This is a genomic window from Streptococcus sp. HMSC034B05 (assembly GCF_001809055.1).
In the GTDB taxonomy this organism is placed as follows: Bacteria; Bacillota; Bacilli; order Lactobacillales; family Streptococcaceae; genus Streptococcus; species Streptococcus constellatus.
On the sequence record NZ_KV795621.1, the window covers coordinates 77,508 to 97,856 of the forward strand.

The 20,349-nt window shown below is 33.2% G+C and carries 28 protein-coding genes and 1 pseudogene; 1 reads left to right on the forward strand and 28 read right to left on the reverse strand.

Annotated elements, in window-relative coordinates; translation table 11 throughout:
- Window positions 1–13: 13 nt before the first annotated feature.
- From HMPREF2542_RS07060 to HMPREF2542_RS07185, 28 genes and pseudogenes are all read right to left on the reverse strand, one after another.
- Window positions 14–274: a hypothetical protein gene (locus HMPREF2542_RS07060; RefSeq protein WP_025271722.1), complete on the reverse strand. Its 261-nt coding sequence runs from the start codon at window positions 272–274 to the stop codon at window positions 14–16.
- Window positions 275–410: 136 nt separating this feature from the next.
- Window positions 411–785 (reverse strand): hypothetical protein, encoded by a 375-nt coding sequence (locus HMPREF2542_RS07065; RefSeq protein WP_070484652.1) that lies wholly within the window; start codon window positions 783–785, stop codon window positions 411–413.
- 26 nt (window positions 786–811) lie between these two features.
- Window positions 812–1,327, reverse strand: coding sequence for a hypothetical protein (locus tag HMPREF2542_RS07070; RefSeq protein ID WP_037612619.1), 516 nt, complete (start codon window positions 1,325–1,327; stop codon window positions 812–814).
- A gap of 312 nt (window positions 1,328–1,639) precedes the next feature.
- Window positions 1,640–3,994, reverse strand: coding sequence for a MobP2 family relaxase (gene mobP2, locus HMPREF2542_RS07075; protein WP_070484654.1), 2,355 nt, complete (start codon window positions 3,992–3,994; stop codon window positions 1,640–1,642).
- A gap of 11 nt (window positions 3,995–4,005) precedes the next feature.
- Window positions 4,006–4,464, reverse strand: coding sequence for a hypothetical protein (locus tag HMPREF2542_RS07080; protein ID WP_070484655.1), 459 nt, complete (start codon window positions 4,462–4,464; stop codon window positions 4,006–4,008).
- Between the two features lie 21 nt (window positions 4,465–4,485).
- Window positions 4,486–5,271 carry a DNA/RNA non-specific endonuclease gene (locus tag HMPREF2542_RS07085; protein WP_070484657.1) on the reverse strand — a complete coding sequence of 262 codons (786 nt, stop codon included), beginning with the start codon at window positions 5,269–5,271 and terminating at the stop codon, window positions 4,486–4,488.
- Between the two features lie 15 nt (window positions 5,272–5,286).
- Window positions 5,287–5,619: a hypothetical protein gene (locus HMPREF2542_RS07090; RefSeq protein ID WP_003030124.1), complete on the reverse strand. Its 333-nt coding sequence runs from the start codon at window positions 5,617–5,619 to the stop codon at window positions 5,287–5,289.
- Window positions 5,612–5,929 carry a hypothetical protein gene (locus HMPREF2542_RS07095; RefSeq protein ID WP_003078059.1) on the reverse strand — a complete coding sequence of 106 codons (318 nt, stop codon included), beginning with the start codon at window positions 5,927–5,929 and terminating at the stop codon, window positions 5,612–5,614. The genes HMPREF2542_RS07090 and HMPREF2542_RS07095 overlap by 8 nt, the downstream gene beginning before the upstream one ends.
- A 443-nt stretch (window positions 5,930–6,372) precedes the next feature.
- Entirely contained in the window at window positions 6,373–6,687 is a 315-nt protein-coding gene (locus HMPREF2542_RS07100) for a hypothetical protein (RefSeq protein ID WP_003030128.1), read from the reverse strand.
- 161 nt (window positions 6,688–6,848) lie between these two features.
- Entirely contained in the window at window positions 6,849–7,682 is an 834-nt protein-coding gene (locus HMPREF2542_RS07105; protein ID WP_070484659.1) for a hypothetical protein, read from the reverse strand.
- Window positions 7,683–7,705: 23 nt separating this feature from the next.
- On the reverse strand, window positions 7,706–8,074 hold the full coding sequence (locus HMPREF2542_RS07110) for a hypothetical protein (protein ID WP_003030132.1): 369 nt from the start codon (window positions 8,072–8,074) through the stop codon (window positions 7,706–7,708).
- Window positions 8,075–8,102: 28 nt separating this feature from the next.
- Window positions 8,103–9,116 (reverse strand): hypothetical protein, encoded by a 1,014-nt coding sequence (locus tag HMPREF2542_RS07115; protein ID WP_070484660.1) that lies wholly within the window; start codon window positions 9,114–9,116, stop codon window positions 8,103–8,105.
- Entirely contained in the window at window positions 9,113–9,322 is a 210-nt protein-coding gene (locus HMPREF2542_RS07120; RefSeq protein WP_025271712.1) for a hypothetical protein, read from the reverse strand. The genes HMPREF2542_RS07115 and HMPREF2542_RS07120 overlap by 4 nt, the downstream gene beginning before the upstream one ends.
- Window positions 9,315–9,740: a thioredoxin domain-containing protein gene (locus tag HMPREF2542_RS07125; RefSeq protein WP_003030135.1), complete on the reverse strand. Its 426-nt coding sequence runs from the start codon at window positions 9,738–9,740 to the stop codon at window positions 9,315–9,317. Before HMPREF2542_RS07125 ends, HMPREF2542_RS07120 begins: the two co-directional genes overlap by 8 nt.
- A complete protein-coding gene (locus tag HMPREF2542_RS07130; RefSeq protein WP_003030136.1) occupies window positions 9,727–10,158 on the reverse strand; it encodes a hypothetical protein in 432 nt (143 codons plus the stop codon). The genes HMPREF2542_RS07125 and HMPREF2542_RS07130 overlap by 14 nt, the downstream gene beginning before the upstream one ends.
- Window positions 10,159–10,173: 15 nt before the next feature.
- Complete coding sequence (locus HMPREF2542_RS07135; protein ID WP_025271711.1) at window positions 10,174–10,377, reverse strand: hypothetical protein; 204 nt, start codon at window positions 10,375–10,377, stop codon at window positions 10,174–10,176.
- Window positions 10,374–10,925 (reverse strand): hypothetical protein, encoded by a 552-nt coding sequence (locus tag HMPREF2542_RS07140; protein WP_070484662.1) that lies wholly within the window; start codon window positions 10,923–10,925, stop codon window positions 10,374–10,376. Before HMPREF2542_RS07140 ends, HMPREF2542_RS07135 begins: the two co-directional genes overlap by 4 nt.
- A gap of 20 nt (window positions 10,926–10,945) precedes the next feature.
- Entirely contained in the window at window positions 10,946–11,737 is a 792-nt protein-coding gene (locus HMPREF2542_RS07145; RefSeq protein WP_070484663.1) for a DNA adenine methylase, read from the reverse strand.
- 8 nt (window positions 11,738–11,745) lie between these two features.
- Window positions 11,746–11,934 (reverse strand): hypothetical protein, encoded by a 189-nt coding sequence (locus tag HMPREF2542_RS07150; protein ID WP_025271709.1) that lies wholly within the window; start codon window positions 11,932–11,934, stop codon window positions 11,746–11,748.
- Window positions 11,935–12,044: 110 nt separating this feature from the next.
- A complete protein-coding gene (locus HMPREF2542_RS07155) occupies window positions 12,045–13,538 on the reverse strand; it encodes a primase C-terminal domain-containing protein (RefSeq protein ID WP_025271708.1) in 1,494 nt (497 codons plus the stop codon).
- Entirely contained in the window at window positions 13,529–13,699 is a 171-nt protein-coding gene (locus HMPREF2542_RS09955; RefSeq protein WP_182456016.1) for a hypothetical protein, read from the reverse strand. The genes HMPREF2542_RS07155 and HMPREF2542_RS09955 overlap by 10 nt, the downstream gene beginning before the upstream one ends.
- Before the next feature lie 31 nt (window positions 13,700–13,730).
- The gene (locus tag HMPREF2542_RS07160; RefSeq protein WP_025271707.1) at window positions 13,731–13,976 is read right to left on the reverse strand and encodes a hypothetical protein; all 246 of its coding nucleotides are present in this window, start codon (window positions 13,974–13,976) and stop codon (window positions 13,731–13,733) included.
- A gap of 19 nt (window positions 13,977–13,995) precedes the next feature.
- A complete protein-coding gene (locus HMPREF2542_RS07165) occupies window positions 13,996–14,220 on the reverse strand; it encodes a hypothetical protein (protein WP_025271706.1) in 225 nt (74 codons plus the stop codon).
- Window positions 14,204–14,722, reverse strand: a complete 519-nt coding sequence (locus HMPREF2542_RS07170; protein WP_025271705.1) for a restriction endonuclease subunit M — start codon at window positions 14,720–14,722, stop codon at window positions 14,204–14,206. Before HMPREF2542_RS07170 ends, HMPREF2542_RS07165 begins: the two co-directional genes overlap by 17 nt.
- 345 nt (window positions 14,723–15,067) lie before the next feature.
- Window positions 15,068–15,910, reverse strand: coding sequence for an AraC family transcriptional regulator (locus HMPREF2542_RS07175; protein ID WP_058670377.1), 843 nt, complete (start codon window positions 15,908–15,910; stop codon window positions 15,068–15,070).
- 87 nt (window positions 15,911–15,997) lie between these two features.
- Entirely contained in the window at window positions 15,998–16,924 is a 927-nt protein-coding gene (locus HMPREF2542_RS07180; RefSeq protein ID WP_058670376.1) for a cysteine peptidase family C39 domain-containing protein, read from the reverse strand.
- 1,059 nt (window positions 16,925–17,983) lie between these two features.
- Window positions 17,984–18,178, reverse strand: a pseudogene (locus HMPREF2542_RS10180) (dihydrodipicolinate synthase family protein); the annotation flags it as partial.
- A gap of 49 nt (window positions 18,179–18,227) precedes the next feature.
- Window positions 18,228–19,304, reverse strand: coding sequence for an aspartate-semialdehyde dehydrogenase (locus HMPREF2542_RS07185; RefSeq protein ID WP_058670375.1), 1,077 nt, complete (start codon window positions 19,302–19,304; stop codon window positions 18,228–18,230).
- A 337-nt stretch (window positions 19,305–19,641) separates the two neighbouring features.
- Here HMPREF2542_RS07185 and HMPREF2542_RS07190 point away from each other — a divergent pair, with 337 nt between their 5' ends.
- Window positions 19,642–20,334, forward strand: coding sequence for a YoaK family protein (locus HMPREF2542_RS07190; protein WP_003069464.1), 693 nt, complete (start codon window positions 19,642–19,644; stop codon window positions 20,332–20,334).
- The last annotated feature ends 15 nt before the right edge of the window (window positions 20,335–20,349 follow it).

A 20,349-nucleotide genomic window follows, 5' to 3' on the forward strand; every position in this document is an offset into this window, starting at 1 on the left:
CTCCTTTCTCTTTTTAAAAGCATTCATATTCTAAGCAAGGTTCTGCTTCTTCTGGCTGAAGAAATAGTTCTTTCGGTAATTGAACTAACTCACCTTTACCAAGAGATTGAAATAGCTCAGGATTATCCTGATAACTAATAACCATCTCTAAATCCTTATTTTTACCCAATCCTTCGTAGAGGACTTGATAAGTTGATGGATTAGTAGAACGAATCAACCAATCTTCATCAAAATCAAATTTTTCAATTTGAACATCTGGAAAATATAGTTTCATAATGAAAACTCCTTTCAATTTTACTTTTAGTGTAAGAGATAATTAAAATTCTTGTTTTAATGGGACATTTCAGAGTTAAAAATCGCCACAAAAAAGCCTTCAAGATAAACTTGAAAGCCCTTTTTTATTGATTCAATTAACAAGTGACGTTAATAGGTTCTCCAGTTTGCCAATCATATCCTCTCTTAGCCAGCATTCTTCTTGCTGCCTGGACTGATCGATTATCTGGATGTCCTTGTGCTATCTTCAGCGATTTCTGGATTCGTGTAGGTGGTTTTATTTTTCCAAAAGCTACTAAGTTATCATATTCTTGTATTGCTTTATTTCGTCTATCGTGATAACTATCAATATTTATTCTAGCTTCTTTCGTGAACTTTTCTCTTTGCTTCCCACTCGAAAAGTTTCTATTTCCTCTCATCTTATCCTCCAAATAGTCACTAATTGGAAAACTTAGTCCTTGAAGTCCAAGAAATTCATTTCTAGATAGTATCAGTACTTCTGTATCTACCATATTTAAACTCCTACTTTATTTCTATTTCATCCAAAATATAATTCTATATCCTGTTCACTATAACCAGATTTCTTCGCAATCCAAGCAAAATCACTATATTTCTTAATTTCACCTGTTAAAAGATTTTTTCCCTCTAACCAGACAGAATCATCATTTTCTTGTAGTGATATAAACTCAATTTCACCAGCTGAAACTAGAATCTTCTTGCCAATAAATTTTGATAAATTTCCTTTTTTAACAAGTTTGGCTGATAGTTGACTAGTCGGTGTTTCTATCGCTTTCATTGAATCGTGATATTGAGCAATAAGCGCTTTTGCATTGGCAAGTTCTTGAGTTGCTTTCATATCAACCGTATAACCATCTTTTTCTAAGATAAGCTCTGTTCCTGCTGAAAAATAACTTGTGTTATTGTCTAAAATTAGTCTTAAGTTGTATGAGGCATAATTATATTGATTTTTTCTCATTCCATATGCCCAAGCGGTTTCACCGTTCAAACCTTTTGAATCTGTAAGCCGTACTTTTGTATAATTTGATAAGTTCATTATTGATCTCCTTTTATTGTTTGTGTTTGTTGTTATTTAATAAATTATTTAACTTCTTATGTAATAATTATACCACATTTAGTCGTTTTGTCAAGAAAAATACATAATAAATTAAATAACTTTTTGTTTATTTTTATCATTCGCATAATGAAGCCAATTAACATTTGATTTAAATAAAATTATCATACTTGATAAACGAATCTTAAGGGTTAATTTCAAATAATTCTTATGGTATAATAAAGTTTGGGAGTTACTCTCTAACAACATGACGTACTAACATACTTTTGTGAGTGCGTTTTTTATTTTTGGACTTTATATTTGTTGCGCTTGCTCTTCTCTTTCAGCACGTTCATCGGCTCTTACTTTTTCCATAAAGGCTCGCATATTTCCTTTTTCCGCATTTTTTAAAGCAAGAGTCAAACCACGCATAAAATCTTTTGATATTTTTAAAGGTGCTTGACTTTGTTGCAAACTCAATTGTCTTATCTGCTGCTTTTCTTGCATACTTTTAGAAACAGCTTGAGCGATTTTACTTTGTTTCTCACTTTCAGATTCAGGTAATAATTTCCGATATAATTTTTTTAATTCAGAAAAATGAATGGCGTTTTCTTTTTTTAAGTTTTTTATTTGACTATCATCTTTAGTCTCAGCAATAATTTGGTTATTGTTGTAAATACTATGTTTCACCTGAAAAATAGTCACATGCGTCTTTAGTTCATCTATATAGCCCTCTTTTGTCATCTCCTGCCCTTTTAATAGGGAAAGGATACTTTTATCTTCAAGATACGAAACAGCTCTTATTTCAGCATTTAAACGGTTTATAGGGAGTTGGATTTTTTCAGCCGAAGCTTTTGAAATTGAAAATTGGACACTATCTTCAAATTTTTGAGATAGTTTTTCTTTTTCTGCAAGCTCCCCCTTTTTTAGTTTAAAATTCGGAGTCAGTTGAAATTCGATATGTTTTAGTCGCTCTTCTATCTCTATTTTTTTAAAAGTAACAAAAGCTTGGTCATTCTTTAAAGGGTTCATCTGCTCTAATAAACGTTTTTGAATTAACAAAGTTGCCTGCTGCTCTTTTAACAAACTTAATTTTAAAGCATAGCGGAAAGTTCCTAATTCCTGACGCTCTTTCTCTGTTCGATTTGCTTTATTTTTAGCAGCATCCACTAGCTCTTTTAATTCATCTGAAGATAACAAAGATAACTGTTTCAAATTCATTCTTTTATTCAGAACATCTTCTTGTACTTGACTAATGTCGTAAGCTTTAGTTGGAACAAAAGTTGGCTTCCCAGCTTTGTTTCCATTAACTTCAGGTTTTAAAATTATAATGGGTATAGCTTCTTCAGGGACAAGATAGCCCATTTTCTCCCAAACATCAGCTAAGTGTACAAACGTAGCATCTGGACACTGTTGTCGAATCCTTTCTTGATTTCCTTTAGAAAAGTCTTCTATATTATTTTTAGGTTCGACATTGGCAATTCTAGGCACCTCTTGCTTAAATTTTTGTAGAATCTGATTTCCTAAACGCTCTCTCAATTCATGTTCTCTTCGATGAATCAATTTTTCAATCTCATACCCTTTAGACTGTCCTTGGCTGCGAACAGCTTTTCCGTTCACGTATCGCAGCTTTTCGTAAGTTTGATTTTTTTCAGCTGAATAAACTCCTTCGTACATTTCTAAAAATTCTCTTGTTTCCGTAAGAAATTTCTGATAATCTTCTTTCCCTTCGTTTTCAAAGTAGGAGTCAAGATATTTGTTTATAAAGAATTTACTGACTGCAAAATCTTTCGCATTAGAAGCATACCGCCATTGTTTTTCAAAAGGCAAATGATTATAAGCCTGCTCCAAAAAATTTTTTTCAGCTGAAAGCGTCACTTGATTATTTTTAAAAACATTTGTTAAAAGATCAGATTTGAGATTAGCCAAAACTTGTTCTTTTCTGACAATCATATTACGAGTCTGTTCATTGATTAGTCCATGAAATACATCACTTTTTAGCTGCTTAATAGTTTTTTGAGAAAAGTTACCTCGATATTCCATTCGACCACGTGGACGATAAAAAATCTTTTCCCGATTTGAATTGATTTCAGAAAGTCCAATATGAACATGAATATTATCTGTATTGAGGTGAATATTTCCCCACCAAAAAGCTGAATCTGAAAGTCCTTCTTTTTGAATGACTTTTGGCATAGCTTCACGGATAACATTTTTAATTGCTTGTTGATCAACATGACCAGTTGCTTTATCATACAACCCTTCTTGAGACAAAAATTCATTATCAAACGAGATGACTCCTTGCCAAAGCAATGACCCATTTTGATAAGCTTCTTCTAAATTTCTTTTTAATTGATCCACACGTTTTGTTTGAAGATAATTAGCATCTTGATTAAAGACAGCAGTCCATTCCTGATTTTGTTGTTCAGTCGCATAAGAACGATTCATATAATCAATGTATTCTTTAAAATTTAAATTTTGTTCAGGAACAGCTTTTTTGATTTCTTTAATTTGTTCTTCTGTCAAATCTTCAATCACTTGCTTGTGATTTTCTAAAGATAAATCATTCTCTAATTCAACAGCTTCATCTCGATTTGTATAGTCAACATACTGAGCATTTGCCTCAGTATATTGCAGCATAAAAGTGATGTTTGGACTCGTTATTTCACTCACTTAAAACCTCCTTAATGAGAATGTTTAATAGTTTGACCTCGTGCAATGTCTTTCTGAATCACATCCTGAATCCGAGCTAATAATTCGTGTTGTTTAGAATCTAATTTTGAATAAATTGATTCTAAATCCTGCACATCCCATTCCTCACCCTTTGTGATTGAATGGAAATTAGTTAATTCAAGATAAAGTAATTGATCCATCTGCTTCTTCAACTGTTTAATTGCTCTTTGACTTTCATCTGGAGAATTTTCAACATCTTGTTTCAATTGAGCCATTCGTTCAAAATAACTCATTTCGTTTCCTGTTTCAATGAATAATTGATAAAAGGTTCCCAGTAGAATTGTAAATGTCGCAGAAACTGTCTGTTTGTGAGAAAGAAATTTATTTTCTTCTCTTCCCAAATAGGCAACAACTTCTCCAAACTTCTGCAAATTTTTTTCGTTACAATAAATAGATAATCTCGATTTCATTTGTTTTATCGTACTCCTTTTTTATTTTATTTGTGATGTTCCTGTTAAATAATTTATTTCATAATTTGGTTGAACATTGAAGATATAAATATCAAATGAGATAGTTTGGTCTTCAATACTTTGCGCTTCTATCCGAACTCCTCGACAGACTAATTCAACATTTTTAAAAAGCGGGGTCACTCGATAACGTACATGATGACCTGTTGTCTTAATATACTGAGCAATGATATTTTCATAATAAACCATCGAATTTTTTTCAGCCGAAAAGTTAGCATTCAATGCTCTTGTTCCAGTAAATAAATTTTTAACATTCGCATTTTCACCACTCAATTCAAAAGCAATTAGGTGTGATCGATTATATAAATAATCCTTTTTTCCGTTAAAAATAATTTTTTTATTTTTCCAGCCAGAAGGATAAACAAAAGAAATGTCTTCCCTTTTTCCTTGCGGCATAAGTTCTCTCCCTAACATAGCATTCGCTTCACCAACTCGTCCTAAAAAATCTAAATCTGAATAATGTTCCCAAGCACCTTTTTCTAAACTCAATTCCTGAGAAGTGAATTGAGCTTTTTTATTAACATATATCACTTGTTGTCTGTCAAAAACTTTTTTCTTCAGAGCAGTATTTTGTTTTTGATACTGGTCTTTGATGGCAAAATTTTTTTCTTCAGGTGAATCAGTAAAAGCCAATTGCTCTTTAATATCATGTTGGGTAAAAACAGTAGTTAATTGCTCACGATTTTGGGGCTGAATTAAAAAAATTACAATAAAAATGAGAGCAATTACTGCAAATTTATTTTTCTTCATCTATACTCCTTTCGATTATTTTTCTGTTTCAAGAGCATCTAAATCATCTATAAATCGTAGCCAATCTGTCGTCAATTTTTCGACAACTTCTTGTTTCGCATCCAAACTAATTTGACGAATTTCATTTTTCAATAATTGATCTAAGATTTCTTTTTGTTGAAATTTAATTTCTGATAAAGTTTTCGCAAATTGATTCTGATACAAATTCAATCCATCATTGTTTACGATGTTTTGAAGTTGGTCAAGCATGAATTGATTAAAGCTAGAAAACTCATATTTTTCGCAAATCAATTCAAGTTGAGAAAATATTAAATTAGGTACAGTCCGAATTTTGATTTCTCTAGTCATCACTTTCTACCTCACCCTCATATTCTAGCCAACGAGAAATATGATTGGCGTATTGATCCATTTTATCTTCAAATGTTTTCAGTTGCTCTTCTTGTTTTTGAACCTGCGCTAAAATAAAATCATTAGTCAATTTCATATTTTCTAAATGACTCAAATATAAACTTTCTGAATGATTAAATTGTCCTTTCGCAATTTTTTCACGACAGACAGAAAGTAGAAACTGATTGAACGATTTTGCCTTTGATTCTTTCGCTAAAGCTTTCAAATAATTCACTTCGTTTTTTGATAAACCTCGGATTAAAATATCCATAATTTTATACTCCCTCTATCTTTTTATTTTTATTATTTTGAAAGAAAAATTATATTCTAATTGATACAAAACAGTGCCCTTCTTTTTTCTTTTGACGAGGCAAAAGCCAAAAGAAGCAAAAAAGAAAACCTCAAACTCGCAACATCACGAAAACAAGTTTTCTATTTTTGCGGTTTTCCGTCACCAAAACATTCCAGCAGGGCTAATGCCCTCCTGGTGTTTCAGGCTTGGAAAAAGAGCATAAGGGAAACTGTCCCCACGTTCCGTGTGGAGTTGATAGTATCAACGTTTCTAGTGATATCAATTTTCTCGGTTTCACCTACTTTTACATACACTAATAAATACATTTACTTACACTGTGTGTTGATATCCCACACCAAATACATACATTTACATACCTTTCTATTCCGGAAAAATAAATCATCATATCATTTATTCAAGAGTTAATTCTGATGATTTTCAACTGAGAAGTCTTGCGTTTTTGCTTCATTTTGTTTTGCTTCTTCACGAGCTTTTTTAGCTGCTAAACGTTGTTCTTTTTCCTCTTCTTTTACAAGTGTTAATTCAGATTTTAACTTAGATAAAACTTCTTCATACGACAAATTTTTATCTTTTTTGAATTGAATTTGCGTATAAATTTTTCCAATTTCTTTTTGAAGAGTTTCTTCCGCAAGTTTCTGTTCTGCTTCCAAAGCGATAACTTTTGCCTTGGCTTCTTCAAGCTCTGATTTAATTTTATTGATATTCTTTTTTGCCATTTTAGCACTCCTTTATATTCTATTTTATTTAGTATAAGAGATATTCTTTTTTTTATTTTTAATGGGACAAATCAGAAAAATAATTTTTAACCTGACAAAAATAAAAATTATTTTAATATAAAAAGACACCCCCTAATATAATTATTAGGGAGCATCATATTTTAAAAATCTTTCTTCAGTAAACCTTCACCGTTTTTCGTAAAAGCAACATTTCGACTGAGTTTGAATTTAATGAATATATAACCGAAATCTTCTTTTATTCCAAAAGGAAAAACTCTAAAAACAGGATAATAAATTGTATCCAAATCAATAAAAGATCGTTCATTTTCTTTCTCAAATTGGACTGCTTTATAGCTAATAGCTGTTGTCACTTCTTTATTTAAAAAGCTCAACTCTACCACTTCTTGATAAGGTTTTTTGATCACATGTTGGTTTATCATTTTCATTCGTTTGTCTGCATCATTTTCATCCGCATCTGTGTAAAGATTGCACTCTGGAGGTAGCTCATCTGTTGTTTTTCGGATTCCTAAATAGGCTTTATTGAGTACATTTTTGAAGAGATAATGTTCAAATAATCTTGGTTGGATAACGATTACCAGTATTGCCAAAACAAGACTAATGAACCAAACCGTAAAGAAACGATTGACCAAAAATTCTGTCAAAGCATGTTGCTTAATATAGACATTACCAGCTAGAAAGAATAAGCACATCACTCCTAACAAAAGAGGTTTTTTCAGCCGTTTAACTTCTTTTGAAAGAAGCGTATGGACAACATCTGTTGTTATTTTAACCATAACTATCAATTCTAAAACGTTCACCGTAAAAAATTGAATATCTTGTGGCATGTAATAGGTCAACAAGCCTAAAAAGACGGCTGAGAAAAGATAACATTGCCCCTTAAACAAGAATTTTATAAGCCAATTCAAGACACAAATCAATGATAATTTGATTCCATTCTTATTTAGTTCTTTCCATTTTTGAGTGTAATTTTTCATGATTTTTTTCCTTTCAATTGAGCTTAATTGACCAATTTGTTTCCTGCAAAAATAATGAGTGTATCTTTGATTTTTGCGAAGTTGCTCCATAAATCTCCATCTAGTCTCTTTAGATCAATAACATAAATTTTACAATCATCCCAGACAGGATTCTTAATAGTTATTGTAAAAGCTTGTTCATCTATGATAATTGCCCCTATAGCAAGATACATTGAAGAAAACATGTCCCCTGTATGTCCAGGCTCACTATTATAAGTTATTCCATTTTCATCAATGTCTAACATCACCCATCTTTGTTTTCTAAACAATCCTTTTGTACTTGTAAATACTACACGATGTTTTCTAATAGGTTGTTGTCCTTTTGGTGCGAGTTTACCATATATTTTTTCCATAATTTTACCTCTTTACTTCCGCATTTTGTTATTTCATCTCTACAGTCTCTATCGGACTTGAAAATTCAAATGTACCATCTTTGATAGCTGCCTTTTTCTTTTCTAACGAAGCTGTTTTTTCTTTTAAAATATCTATATTTTGGTTAGCTGTTTCAATAGAGCGATTCTTCGTTTCTGTATCAGAATCAATCTGCTCAATGTCTTTTTGATTCTTTGTTAAATCATCACCTGATAAATATTTTGCTTCTGTCAACAAGCTTTCTTTAGAAGACTCATTATCTTTGATGAGTTCTTTTAGTTTTTTTATCGATTGAGTCAATTTCTTCATCTGCTCTTTTTGAAAACCAATTTCTTCTTCAATTTCTTGAAGAGCAAATTCTTCACGAGAAATATTTTTAACAGTTGCTATTTCCATTTTTTTGTTTTGTGGAGTGACAAAAAATTGAACCACATTTTCTGAAGATTTATCTTCTTGTTTGAAGCCTTTAAAATCATCATCTGATGAACTAGATGGCGTAGAAATATCTACATCAATTTGATTTGTAGTCACTCTATTATTTTTAATATCAATCGCAAAAGCTCCAAAACCTTTCGGAACATTTTTGATAATGACGGATATTTTTTTATCAGTAATTGGAATTACTTCCATACTTGTATCAGAAGATTTATGTTGTGCATATAGTTTCCAATTCAACCTTTTACTATCTATTCCACGTGCAATAGATGAAGTAGAATCCGTTGTTTCAAACTGAAGAACAATCACTCCTGTTTTTGGAGAATAGATTTGTTTAACTAAACTAATTTCTCCTGTTCCATTTTCAAATACTCGTTTAGTCGCAAGTTGATCCGTTGTAAAAGTTTGACGTTGTGGGGAGAAGATAGCTCCTAATAACAGACTGAACCAGGCAGCTAACATGAGAGAAAAAGTAATCAATTTTCGTTTCACAACATTTTCTTGACACCATTCTTTTATTCTGTAAAAGAATTGAATAACTGAACTTTCTTGAAGTTGTTTAATCAATTGTTTTATTGTATCTATCATTTTTCTTGCCTCCACTGACGAAGATGAATTTTACTATCTGGATAAATGATTTTTAAAAGCATCATCAACACTAAAGAAGCTCTGTAGATTCGTTTCTCTTGTTCAAAGTTCCGAATAATCATCACATGAAAAAGTGGAAAAAACCAAGCTGTCAGCAGAGCAGACATTGTGATAATATGCCCGATAAAATTAAATAAATTACTCACGGAATGCCTCCTTTATTGCTTGTTTATTAGCTGTGAAATCTCCCTTATTGTTCTTTTTAGCATACAAGTAAGACTTGATAACTCCTTTACGAATAGAGACTACGGTAGCTGCTTTATTTACGTCATATTGATGCACTAATTTTTGTCCCTCTTTTGTTTGAATATTGATATAAAACGTTGGATAATCACTCTTACTAGCAGCTTTAATCACTGCATTTTTAGCAGCTCGACAATAAGGACAAGTCTTTTTATAAAAGACAAGCTGAACATTTTGCTCAAGTACTACATCGTTGTATTGCTTTTGAGTTAAATGACTGTCATAAGGGGTATCAAACTGGAAACCGCTATAAATAGCCATACCAAACAATAAAACCAATCCAAATATTCCGATCAGAAACATTAGTTTATCTTTCACCATGATTCCCTCCTTCTTCTTCAAGAAAATCAAATAAATTGCCTTGAATCATTTTAAATTGAGCCAATTCTTTTATTTGGCTGTTTAATACTTGAAAAGTATTTTGCATTTTCTTTTGGAGCTTTGGATCAAAAGAATCAAAGATCTGAACAATTGGAAGCATTGGAAGATGATCATTCTTTTCAGCTTTCAACAGACTAGATACAACATTGTCTGATTTAATAATATGATCTACTCGAATTAAAGCAGGAATACTTGTAATGATGTCTTGGTTTTGATAGAAGGTCAAACAAATATCTCCTTCAGCAATAAATTCATAATCAGAATGTTGGTCATCCATTTTAAAATAATTAGCATCTTCTTCTTGACCTACGCCTGTTAAATAATAGCCACGAAGAATTTTATATTTCTTTTCAGTCATTTCTACTCCTTCTTTCTAACTGACTTTATGAAACCGAAACGGTGCATCATAGTAATTTGGCAAACAAGTAAACTTCTTAGTTGTCGAAATAGGCTCTTCATTGTGGTAGTGCTTCTGAATATACTGACAAGCCAATCCTTGACTTTCAAAAACCAAAATCTTCTCTTCACTATCACGAACATAGTCCCCTAATAAAAAGCTAAAGATGATATATTTCATTTGTTTTCCTCCTTGTACGTTTTTAACAATTCTCTGTCTTCAGCAAGTCTATCCTTATCAATACTCTCTACAATATAGATTAAAGTGATAGTAAGGAAATAGCTTATCATGATTAGAAAAAAGTAGGAATGTGCGTATTTTTTTCTCAATTTCGGAGCTGTAGAAATAAAATGAATTTTATCATCTACTGTACCGAAACCGGCTTTAGATGTATAAGTAACATAAGTATTTGACAAGAAAGGGACTTTTGAAGGAGAAGAATACCAACAAAGTTTGGTATAGGTTTCCAAATTGATAGGAATAGCAAATACATCTTTATTTTTATCATACTGACTCAGAGTAATTGTATAAATCGTTTTTTCAGTTTTAGTTCCAATGCCTTGAGTTTGGCTTGTCAGCCGAACAATCCGATAAGTATTGTTATTCTGAATTTTATTAGCAGCAAAAATGTCTATTAGACAGTAACTAATGATACCAAGCGCAATGAAAAGAATTGTACTTCTCACAAAAGCTGATGCAAATAAATCTCTATTTATTTTTAATTTCATTTTGACTTCTCCTTATCCTCCTAAAATAGTTCTAACTGCTTATTAGGCTGAAAATTCATCCAAAGAACCTCTACTCTTTTCAGACCACCCTCTGCCAGCGATGCAAACTCTATTCTTTCCCAATTAGATAACCGTTTATTATAAAGTTCGCTATCATAACCGCTAAGTAATATTTTTGCCTTAGATTGGTTCAGTTCTCCTAAAAGTTCTATATGATCTTTATCTTCCATCTCAACAGTATATTGTTTTCTAGCTCTAGTACTTAATACGTATGGTGGATCGACATACATACAAACATCTTTTCGACTAAATTCTTGAATTAAATCTAATGCCGGGCGCTTTTCAATTTGAACTTCTTTTAAGCGCAAGGCTGCCTCTTGAATAATTCCAGGTAGTTCATTCCAATGCTTAACTGCATAAGACCGTTCACGACCATTAACATCTCGCTTCCATCCTGATTTCTCTGTATTTCTAAAACCATGTGACATCATGGAACGAATGAGGAAACTAAGAGCTTTTTCTATTTCATCTTTTGGACGAAATTCCCAAGCTCTATCATAAACAGCTCGACTATAAGGAATTAAAAATACTTTTTCGGCCAGCTCTTCCGGACAACTCTGAATCACTTGAAACAAATTGACGACATCTTCATTCAAATCATTAACCGTTTCAATTGAACTTGAAGGTTTATTAAATAAAACTGCTCCACTTCCAAAGAATGGTTCTAAATAGCTCTTATGAGCTGGAAACAATTCAATAATCTTATGTGCTAGGTTCCATTTACTTCCTGGATACCTTAGAATTGATTTCATAATTACTCTCAACCTTCCTTTTCATATAATTCAATAATGAATCTCATATCATTATTTAAAGCTACAAAATCCTCTTCAGTAGAACTAGTATGTAGCAATAATTCATATTGACCTTTACAAAGTTCTCCTAAGCTCTTATTTATGTTTATAAGCTGATAAAGATTTTGTTCTATCTTTTTTCTTAGTTTTTCTAGCATAGAAATATTCTCCTACTAACAGATTATTATTTTTTTACATCTATTTTTCTGCTCACAAATTCCTCACGGTATCTTAGATATAATGTAATGGGAGTTTGCGGGTTTTCGATCTAGCCTACGTCAACCTCAAACAAAGAGACTTCTCGAACCTGTTTAAAAGCCATCTCTGCTCTTTGAAGTACCTGTTGGATAAATCCTAATCTTTCTTCAAAGAAAGTGGCTATATTGGCAAAATAAGCTTCCTGACGCTCTCTTTTAATCTGAATAACAGATAAAAGAACAGATTTGATAGAAGCAATTCGAATACCTCCACCTCGACCGGATTTTACTTTCAAAAAGATTTTTTGTTCTTTCTTCAAAACTTTCAATACCTTATCTAAACTTCTTTCTGGAATTGATAGTTCCTCTCGTATCGCTTTCTTTGTCGTCTCAAGAAATGGATCAGTATCTTGTGACAGACTTTCTAAATAGTTCATGACATCACTTTTCCATTCATGCAGATGACTATTTTTTCTTGCTTGTCGAGGTTTCTTAAACTTCTTCCAACCTTGTCGAATAAAAAGATCACTAATTGTTAGTTTCTTATCCACCCAAGCTTTACAAAGCAAGAGAACAAAATCTCTACTAGCAGCTTCGTATTTTCCAGAATAAGCACTTTTGACAACCTTCAGACATTCGTCCTGAGAGAGTGGTTCGTCCAATCCTGCATTGAATTGTCCCAAAACTGTCTCACAATCGCCCTGAGAGACACCTGATGAATAGTTCGCAAGCGCTAAAGTGAATAAGACATTGTTTCTTCCCATCAGGGCTTTAGCTCCCTTGATATTTGATTCATTCATCAGCATTCTATACCAGGGCTCATCAATTTGTTTTTTGCCTTCCGTTCCTGTGATAACAGTTAGATTTGCTTTCCGTTTTGAAAAGCTAAATTCTGACTGTTTCATAGACCATTGAAGCCATTCTTCAAACGAGTAGGTATACTCTTCAAAAAAGAATTCTACGTTGTCTGTTCGAGGAATTCTAGCGATTCCAAAGTGATTGCAGGTTAAGTCAACTGGAAGATGTTTACTAAAATGATTTCTTAAATTCTGAGAGATCTCTTTCGCAACTTTGATGACTTTGAAATTTGAATGAGCAGTCACGTAAGCTGGCTCTTTCAGTGCAAAGTAAGCTTGATAACCTTTGTCAGATTTTAAAATGAGCGTTGGCATAAATCCTAAATCCATTGCCACATTCAGGATGTCTCCAGAGGACATTTCTTCAGCTGATGAAGTAATATCAAAGTCAATGTAAAAGGTGTTAATTTGTCTAAGATTCTCTTCATTGTGTCCTCGTGTAATTCGTCGTTTTTTGTCACTATAAGCTCCATATCGATAAACATTTGGTGTCCAATGAGTAAATCTATCTCGATTCTCTAGAATCGCTTCTAACGAGGTTAAAACGACTCCAGTAGCATGAACCATATCATCTTTAGAACGATAGCCAAAAATAGAACCTTTATTCTCTTCTTCAGGAGAATTTTTAGGTCTTAATTGACTGTTCTTAAACTTATAGTTTCTAATCCCATTTTTTAAGATGAGATGGTAAATTGTCTCTAGCTGCATAATTCTCCTTTGTCTTTACCCCAACCATAGTAGCAATGGCTACACATTGTTTCTTCTTCAGCTGAAGAGATGAGTTTTAGATGGCTATTCTTAAATTTTTTTGTTCTTAATCCGTCTTTTGTGATGATGGATAAGCATTTTAATAAATCAATCTTTTTCATGATTTTTAGGACTCTCATATCCCTTCACTAGTTATAGTTTGAAGTCAAATACACTTACAAAATATGGTGCCAACTCAATATATGAGAAGTACATCATTCCCCCTCCTACAATAATTAAAAAGATACTCAATATCCATCCCAAAGCAGTTAGATGTACATAGAAGTCTTTCTCACCAATCAAATCAAATCCGATATCTGTATTTTTAGCTATAATAAATGCTCCACTGAACGAAATGCACACTCCTATAACAAACAATACAATAAACAACAAAATCATATAATTTCCTCCTCATTTACTAGAAAAGAGAAGGACAATATTCATCTACCAATATCCCATATACTTTTTCAAACCAATTTTCTAAAGCGAGCACCTGTTCGAGTGTCGTATTTGGACTTCCAGCAGATAGCATACTACGGTATATATGAACCATATTCCAATCATTATCTTTATTTTTTTCAAACTGAGAACGATTATCTTTTATCCCTTTAGGTGGGTAACTTCGACTATAAAAAATCCTCATTATGTTCTCCTTTCAGTTTCATACTTCCTGGTAAATAACTTTTTGACTTTGCATAACCAGCTTGTAAATCTTGCTTATTATAGATTACTGCAGGATGAGTTTCTACATATTGACTACGTTTCCATTGACTACGCAGTCGTTTAGCAGATCGATTCATCTTTTTTTCGATTTCTGCAAAACGAAAGCCTAGTTTAAGGTATGTTATAGCATCTTCTTCAAAACTCTCTTTATCAGATTGCTTTCTAACTTTTGTTTCAAAAGTATTTTCTGTATCATCTTCTCGAATACTTATCTGATATTGAATGTAGAGGCTTCTCATCTCTTCTATTTTCTTTTGCCATTGTGGGCTATAGCGTTCACCTGAGTACTTATTTACTAATTCTCTTACTGGACTTTTGAACTTTAGCTGAAATCGATCAAATTCTCCTAAATCAGCGAACGGGTCAATGAAGCCTAATGGTTCACTCTTTATCAACTGTTCATAAAAAATATTTTTTTCCATAGCTATCACTCTTCATTCATACTTTAATAAATATTTGGATAGTCAATACTGAAATAATGTGACTTAATTTCTTAAAACTAGTAATAAGGGATTTTTATATTTCATCAACACTTCTCCTTTCCTACTTGTTTTAAACAAACAAAAAGAGAGTTGAATAATCAACTCTCTAAGTTACTTAAACATTATAAATATTGAATTTTTTTCTGATTCTACAAACTCTTACCACTTAGTAATAATTTTTATAATTAGAACGAAAATCTATTCTTTTTAGTTAGCAGATTTATTAAATTATTGGAAAAATAAAAAAGCAGACCATAAAGATCTGCTCTAACTATCTTATATTTATTATGCTTTTACAATTGGAATCCAAAGTTCCATTTTGTAATCTTTGCTATCCATATCCCCTTCATAATAATATTCAAAGTCAGGTTTTCCTGAATGGACATAACCATGTTCTGGGAAAAATACTTCTATTGCATATTTCCAACCATTATGAATACATTCCGGAACACTTCCTGTTAACTCTACAATAGCATATTCTGCTTCTTCAACTTTCAAAACATCTAAGCCCATACTTTTTGCTTTATCTACATCTGTAACGATGTACCCTGCTATGTAATTAATAGTACTTGGTTGTTCTACATTGTGACAAACACCGACACTTTGACCTTCTCCCAATCTTGCTAATTCATCATGACGATATTCTCCATATAGTTTATTCCAAACACTCGGACATAATGATGAATTGATATTTTGTTCATTCCTACCTGCAACTGTAAATGAATTTTTCTTTTGAATTGTGATGTTCATACTTCTTCCTCCTCTTACACTTAGTGCTAGCTGCACTCGTGAAACTATTTTGAATGGTTTTCCATTTCTTACCTCTGAAGGTGTAAATCCATGAAATTTTTTGAATGCAGTCCCAAATGAATCAGATGATTCATATCCATACTTCATCGCTATATCAATAACTTTAATATTGGTATCTCTCAGTAAAACAGCCGCTTCTGTCAACCTTCGACTTCTAATATACTCTGACAATGTTGTATCTGTTAATATAGAAAAGAGTCTGCTAAACATAGGATAAGAATAAGTGGATAAATGGGTAATTTTATCTTCATCTATTTCGCTATCCAGCACACTTTCAATGTAGTTAATTGTTTCATTAAAAAATTGAATTATCTGCATATTTTACCTCTATTCATTTTTTTATCCTATGTAAAGATACCAAAATCTCTAACTTCTTTACCTTTAGTACAATAATCTTTCAGAGTTTTATCCCTTGATACATTGAAGGCACAAATCCCTAAACTGTCCATCCAATTGGGCAATCTCCATCAGGGTATCTGCTAAAGAATTATAGGCTTCCTGCCTGCTGTCCAGATAGGCTTGGCTAAAAAGCATAGCAATTTTTTCCTTCAAGTCTGCTCTGACAGGATCATAATCTTTCAAAAATTGACTCAAGTAAAGACTTCTAACTGCTGCCAAACGAAATGAAAAAAATTGATGAAGTTGTTTTTGTTCCGCATTTAAGCCGTTTGCTCGAATAGTTTTAGCATAGTCCTCAATTATACCAACCTCACCATTTTCATATCGTTGTTTCATGATAACAGAGACACTGTGATAAATCTCCTGACTTGTGGGAAGCTTATTTCTTTGCAAATTTCCCCACATGGAATAAGCTCTTCTTTTATAGTCAATCGCTTCTGCTTTCCACGCTTTACAAAAATCACGAAAATCCATTTTCACACAAGGATATCCTGCCGGATTATGGAAATAAATCCAATCCTCATCCATGTCATAAACTGAAACAAAATGATCCACACCTTGTAGATGGTTATAATTGAGATTATAAGTCAGATATCCCATATCCAAAGGACCTACAATAACAGAGCCATGGTCTAGATATGTCTTGAGTTTTTCTTTTAGTTCTATCACATTGACTGGCTCTGAAGAATCACAGAAAAACTCCTCATAGTCAAATCCAAGAATTTGTAAACAATGACTAATGGACTCATCTGGCATGCCATTATCAAAGAAAACCAAAGGATGTCTGTCATCTTTTTTCACAAGGGTAGATCCATTACCCATGACCATGATCGCTTCTAGGTAGTCCGAGCGAAAATCATAGCCCGCAGCCTGTAAGGCCATAGCCGTCGAATGAGAATAACAAATCGGAATATCACCAAAGTATAAATTCATCTTCCTACCTCCTTGCCTATAGTATAAACGATAGGAAAATTTATCCCCCATCAAATTTGTACGGAATTTATAGGTTTGCGTGGAAGAAAGAAATTTCACATGTTTTATTGTAAATCAAAAAAGCTATTAAAAAATGAAACTATTGTCTAAAAACATCAAAGGCTAAGCTTTTACTGCACTAATTGACAATTTTTTCTAACTATTAACAATGGTAACATAAGAAAAAATTACAAGACTTTTTGATCATTTTTTATAATTGGAGTGAAAAGCTATCCTTTTTGATTCGTAGATTTATTAAATTGTTGGAAAAAAGAGAAAATGGTAAAGGCTAATACGAAAAGACGATAGAATGTTTCATTTCTACCGTCTGTCTGATGTGTTTTTATTCCTTGTTCAGTTCGACACTGGTTTTTTAATCTTCCCAAAATCAACGATAATCTATTAAAGTCTTTTCTTTTAGAATGACAGGTATGCTAAAAGCTATGATTTCCGCTAATACAGTAGCAAGCACATCGTATACGTCAAATACTGCACTAGTATTAATCAATGGTAATAGCTCATTAATAAAAGACATCAATACATCCCACTATACATAAGTATCTTTTTAGAAAATTCAATAGTTGAGACTTTATTTTCACTGAATGTTGCACTAAAAGGCTGTTTTAGCATAGTTGTTGCAATCCATGCTCCTCCACACAAAAGATAGGAACAACTGAATTAATTGAATAATATTTTCTTAAAAATATTGTGAGTAGCCAAATTAACAATCCTAAAATCGCTATAATTTCAATGGAACTGATTCTTAATTTTCTTTTCTTCATATGTTCCAACTTCTCATCAACTTTCAATTTATCCATTTTTATTGTACTAAATATCCCACCCTTATCTCGTCATAACAAAAAATATGACAATCTTGTAATATCAGTGTTTCCATTCAGCCTAGTTTTGTCTTTTCAAACATTTCTTTTTGCAGATTTAAATGCTAAAGTCCTCCGTAATAAAAAATTCACTAGTTCATCGTAAATGCTCCCAACATTTTACAAGCCTAAAATGCTTCCTTCAATCTTCAAAAAATGAAAGAATAACGGCTTTTTCTTGCTCTGTACAAGCAACCAGTTGGAGGCGGAGTGAGCCAACTGCAAAGTCTTGATAATTTAGCACAGTTTTAAGTGGCGCTGGGTTTGTTACGGAAAAGAGAGCTTCTATTTTGGGTAATAACTGACGTTGAATCTGAGCAACTTTTTTAGTTTGTCCTCATCCAACTAGCTTGCAAAATACAATGATATGAATGCTATCTCATCCTTCACTTCATCTTAAAAACAACTTCTGCTGTCGGACGCACTAAGCCACGCTCATGCAAGGTTTCAGCAATTTGAACAGAGTTCCAAGCAGCACCTTTAAGCAGGTTGTCTGAAACCACCCACATATGGATACCTTTTTCAGTATCCAGATCTTTGCGAATCCGTCCAACGAATGTCTCGCGTTTTCCGACAGCATTGACAGCCTGAGGGTAAATTTGACGGCTAACATCGTCCTCTAATACTGCTCCTGGGAAGTCTGCGATAGCTGCCTTGACTTCTGCGATAGGCGCTACTTCTTTTGTCTCGATATAGACAGACTCTGAGTGCGCTGAAAGAACTGGAATACGTACACAAGTTGCAGAAACTGCAATTGTTGGATCTTCCATGATTTTTTTGGTTTCATTGGTCATCTTCATCTCTTCGTAGGTGTAGTCATTGTCCGTAAAAACATCAATTTGAGGAAGAGCGTTAAAGGCAATCGGATAGTGCTTTTTGTCAGCACCTGCCGGAAGAATTTCTGCTTTCAAATCTTTTGGCATTATACCATCGTTTAAAACTTCACGTAGTTCCCGTTGCGTTTCTAGAATAGCTCCCATACCAGCTCCAGACACAGCCTGATAGGTAGATACGATAATGCGCTCCACCCCCCATTTCTGGCGAACTGGCTCAAGCGCAATCATCATTTGGATTGTTGAACAATTTGGACAAGCAATAATTCCCTTATGATTATCAAGTGCATGCGCATTCACTTCTGGAACTACTAATGGAACATCAGGATTTTGTCGAAAATAAGAGGTGTTGTCCACTACAACTGCACCTGCTTTTACTGCATAAGGAGCGTATTTAGCAGAGATTGAACCACCTGCTGAAAAGAGAGCAATATCAACACCAATAAAAGCTTCCTCAGTTGTTTCTTCAATCACCACTTCTTGATCTTTAAATGATAGTTTCTTCCCCGCTGAACGTACTGAAGCCAAATAGCGTACTTTTTCAATTGGAAGACTTGATTCTTCCAACATTTTAATCATTTGAGCTCCAACGGCACCTGTAGCACCCACCACAGCAACTGTGTATCCCATCACATACCTCTCTGAATTTTCAAAAAATTTGTGTATTGCTTGTATTATACTACTTTTCTAAAGAATTGAAAAGACTTACAAAAAATCCCCACTAAAAGTGGGGACTAAAGGCACTTTCGTGTGATGAGCAGGTTCACACAACTCATCAAGATCCGCTCCTGCGTATATGACCTCCCATGCTCAATATGTGGCTTGCGCCACCTATCGACTCATCGCATGAACCAATCCTACTATACTTATCAAATTATGTCAAGAAAAACTATTACATTCTCAACTCCTTCCACGTTTGAAATTAACATTTTAAAAGAGTAAAATAATTTTAGGAGGATAAAAAGTTATGGATACAACAAAACAGCCTGTCCTTATGCCTCAGGACACGAGAATAATGGCTCTCTTACTTGGTGCTGTAGGTGGCTGCCTTGATGTTTTCTCGCATATGCAATTTAGTACGCTAATCGCAACCCAAACAGGGAATATTCTTTTAATTGTAGCCGACTGGGATGGTCCAACCGTAAAGACGGCTTATCGCATTCTTTCACTTGTCTTCTTTACTTTTGGTTTTATCCTTGGTATTCTACTTAAAGAACAGGCTCAAAGTTCACATTGGCGTACTTGGGGAATCTTACCGTTAACTCTCATCACTTTCCTCTTTCCGTTCTTTCACTCTCATTATTTTATCTGGGTGATATTATTTGCAACCTCTACAGGAATGGTCATGTTAACTTATACAGGCTCAAAAGTCGAGTCTCACCCCTACATGATTATGATGACCTCAGGAAATTATCGGAAAATGGTCACTGCTTGGTACGAGTATATTCGTTTTAAAGAGCGTAGACATATTATTCAAAGACAGGCTGTTAATTACTCTATGATTGTTGCCAGTTTCATCGGAGGAGCTATTTTCACTGGAGTTCTCACACGCTTCATTCATCAATATGCTATCTGGACAGTCACTGCTATTTTAACCATTATTATCGTCCATTATACTAGATATAATCGTATCCATCATTTAGAACAAAAGAATATTTAACATTACGCAACGCTC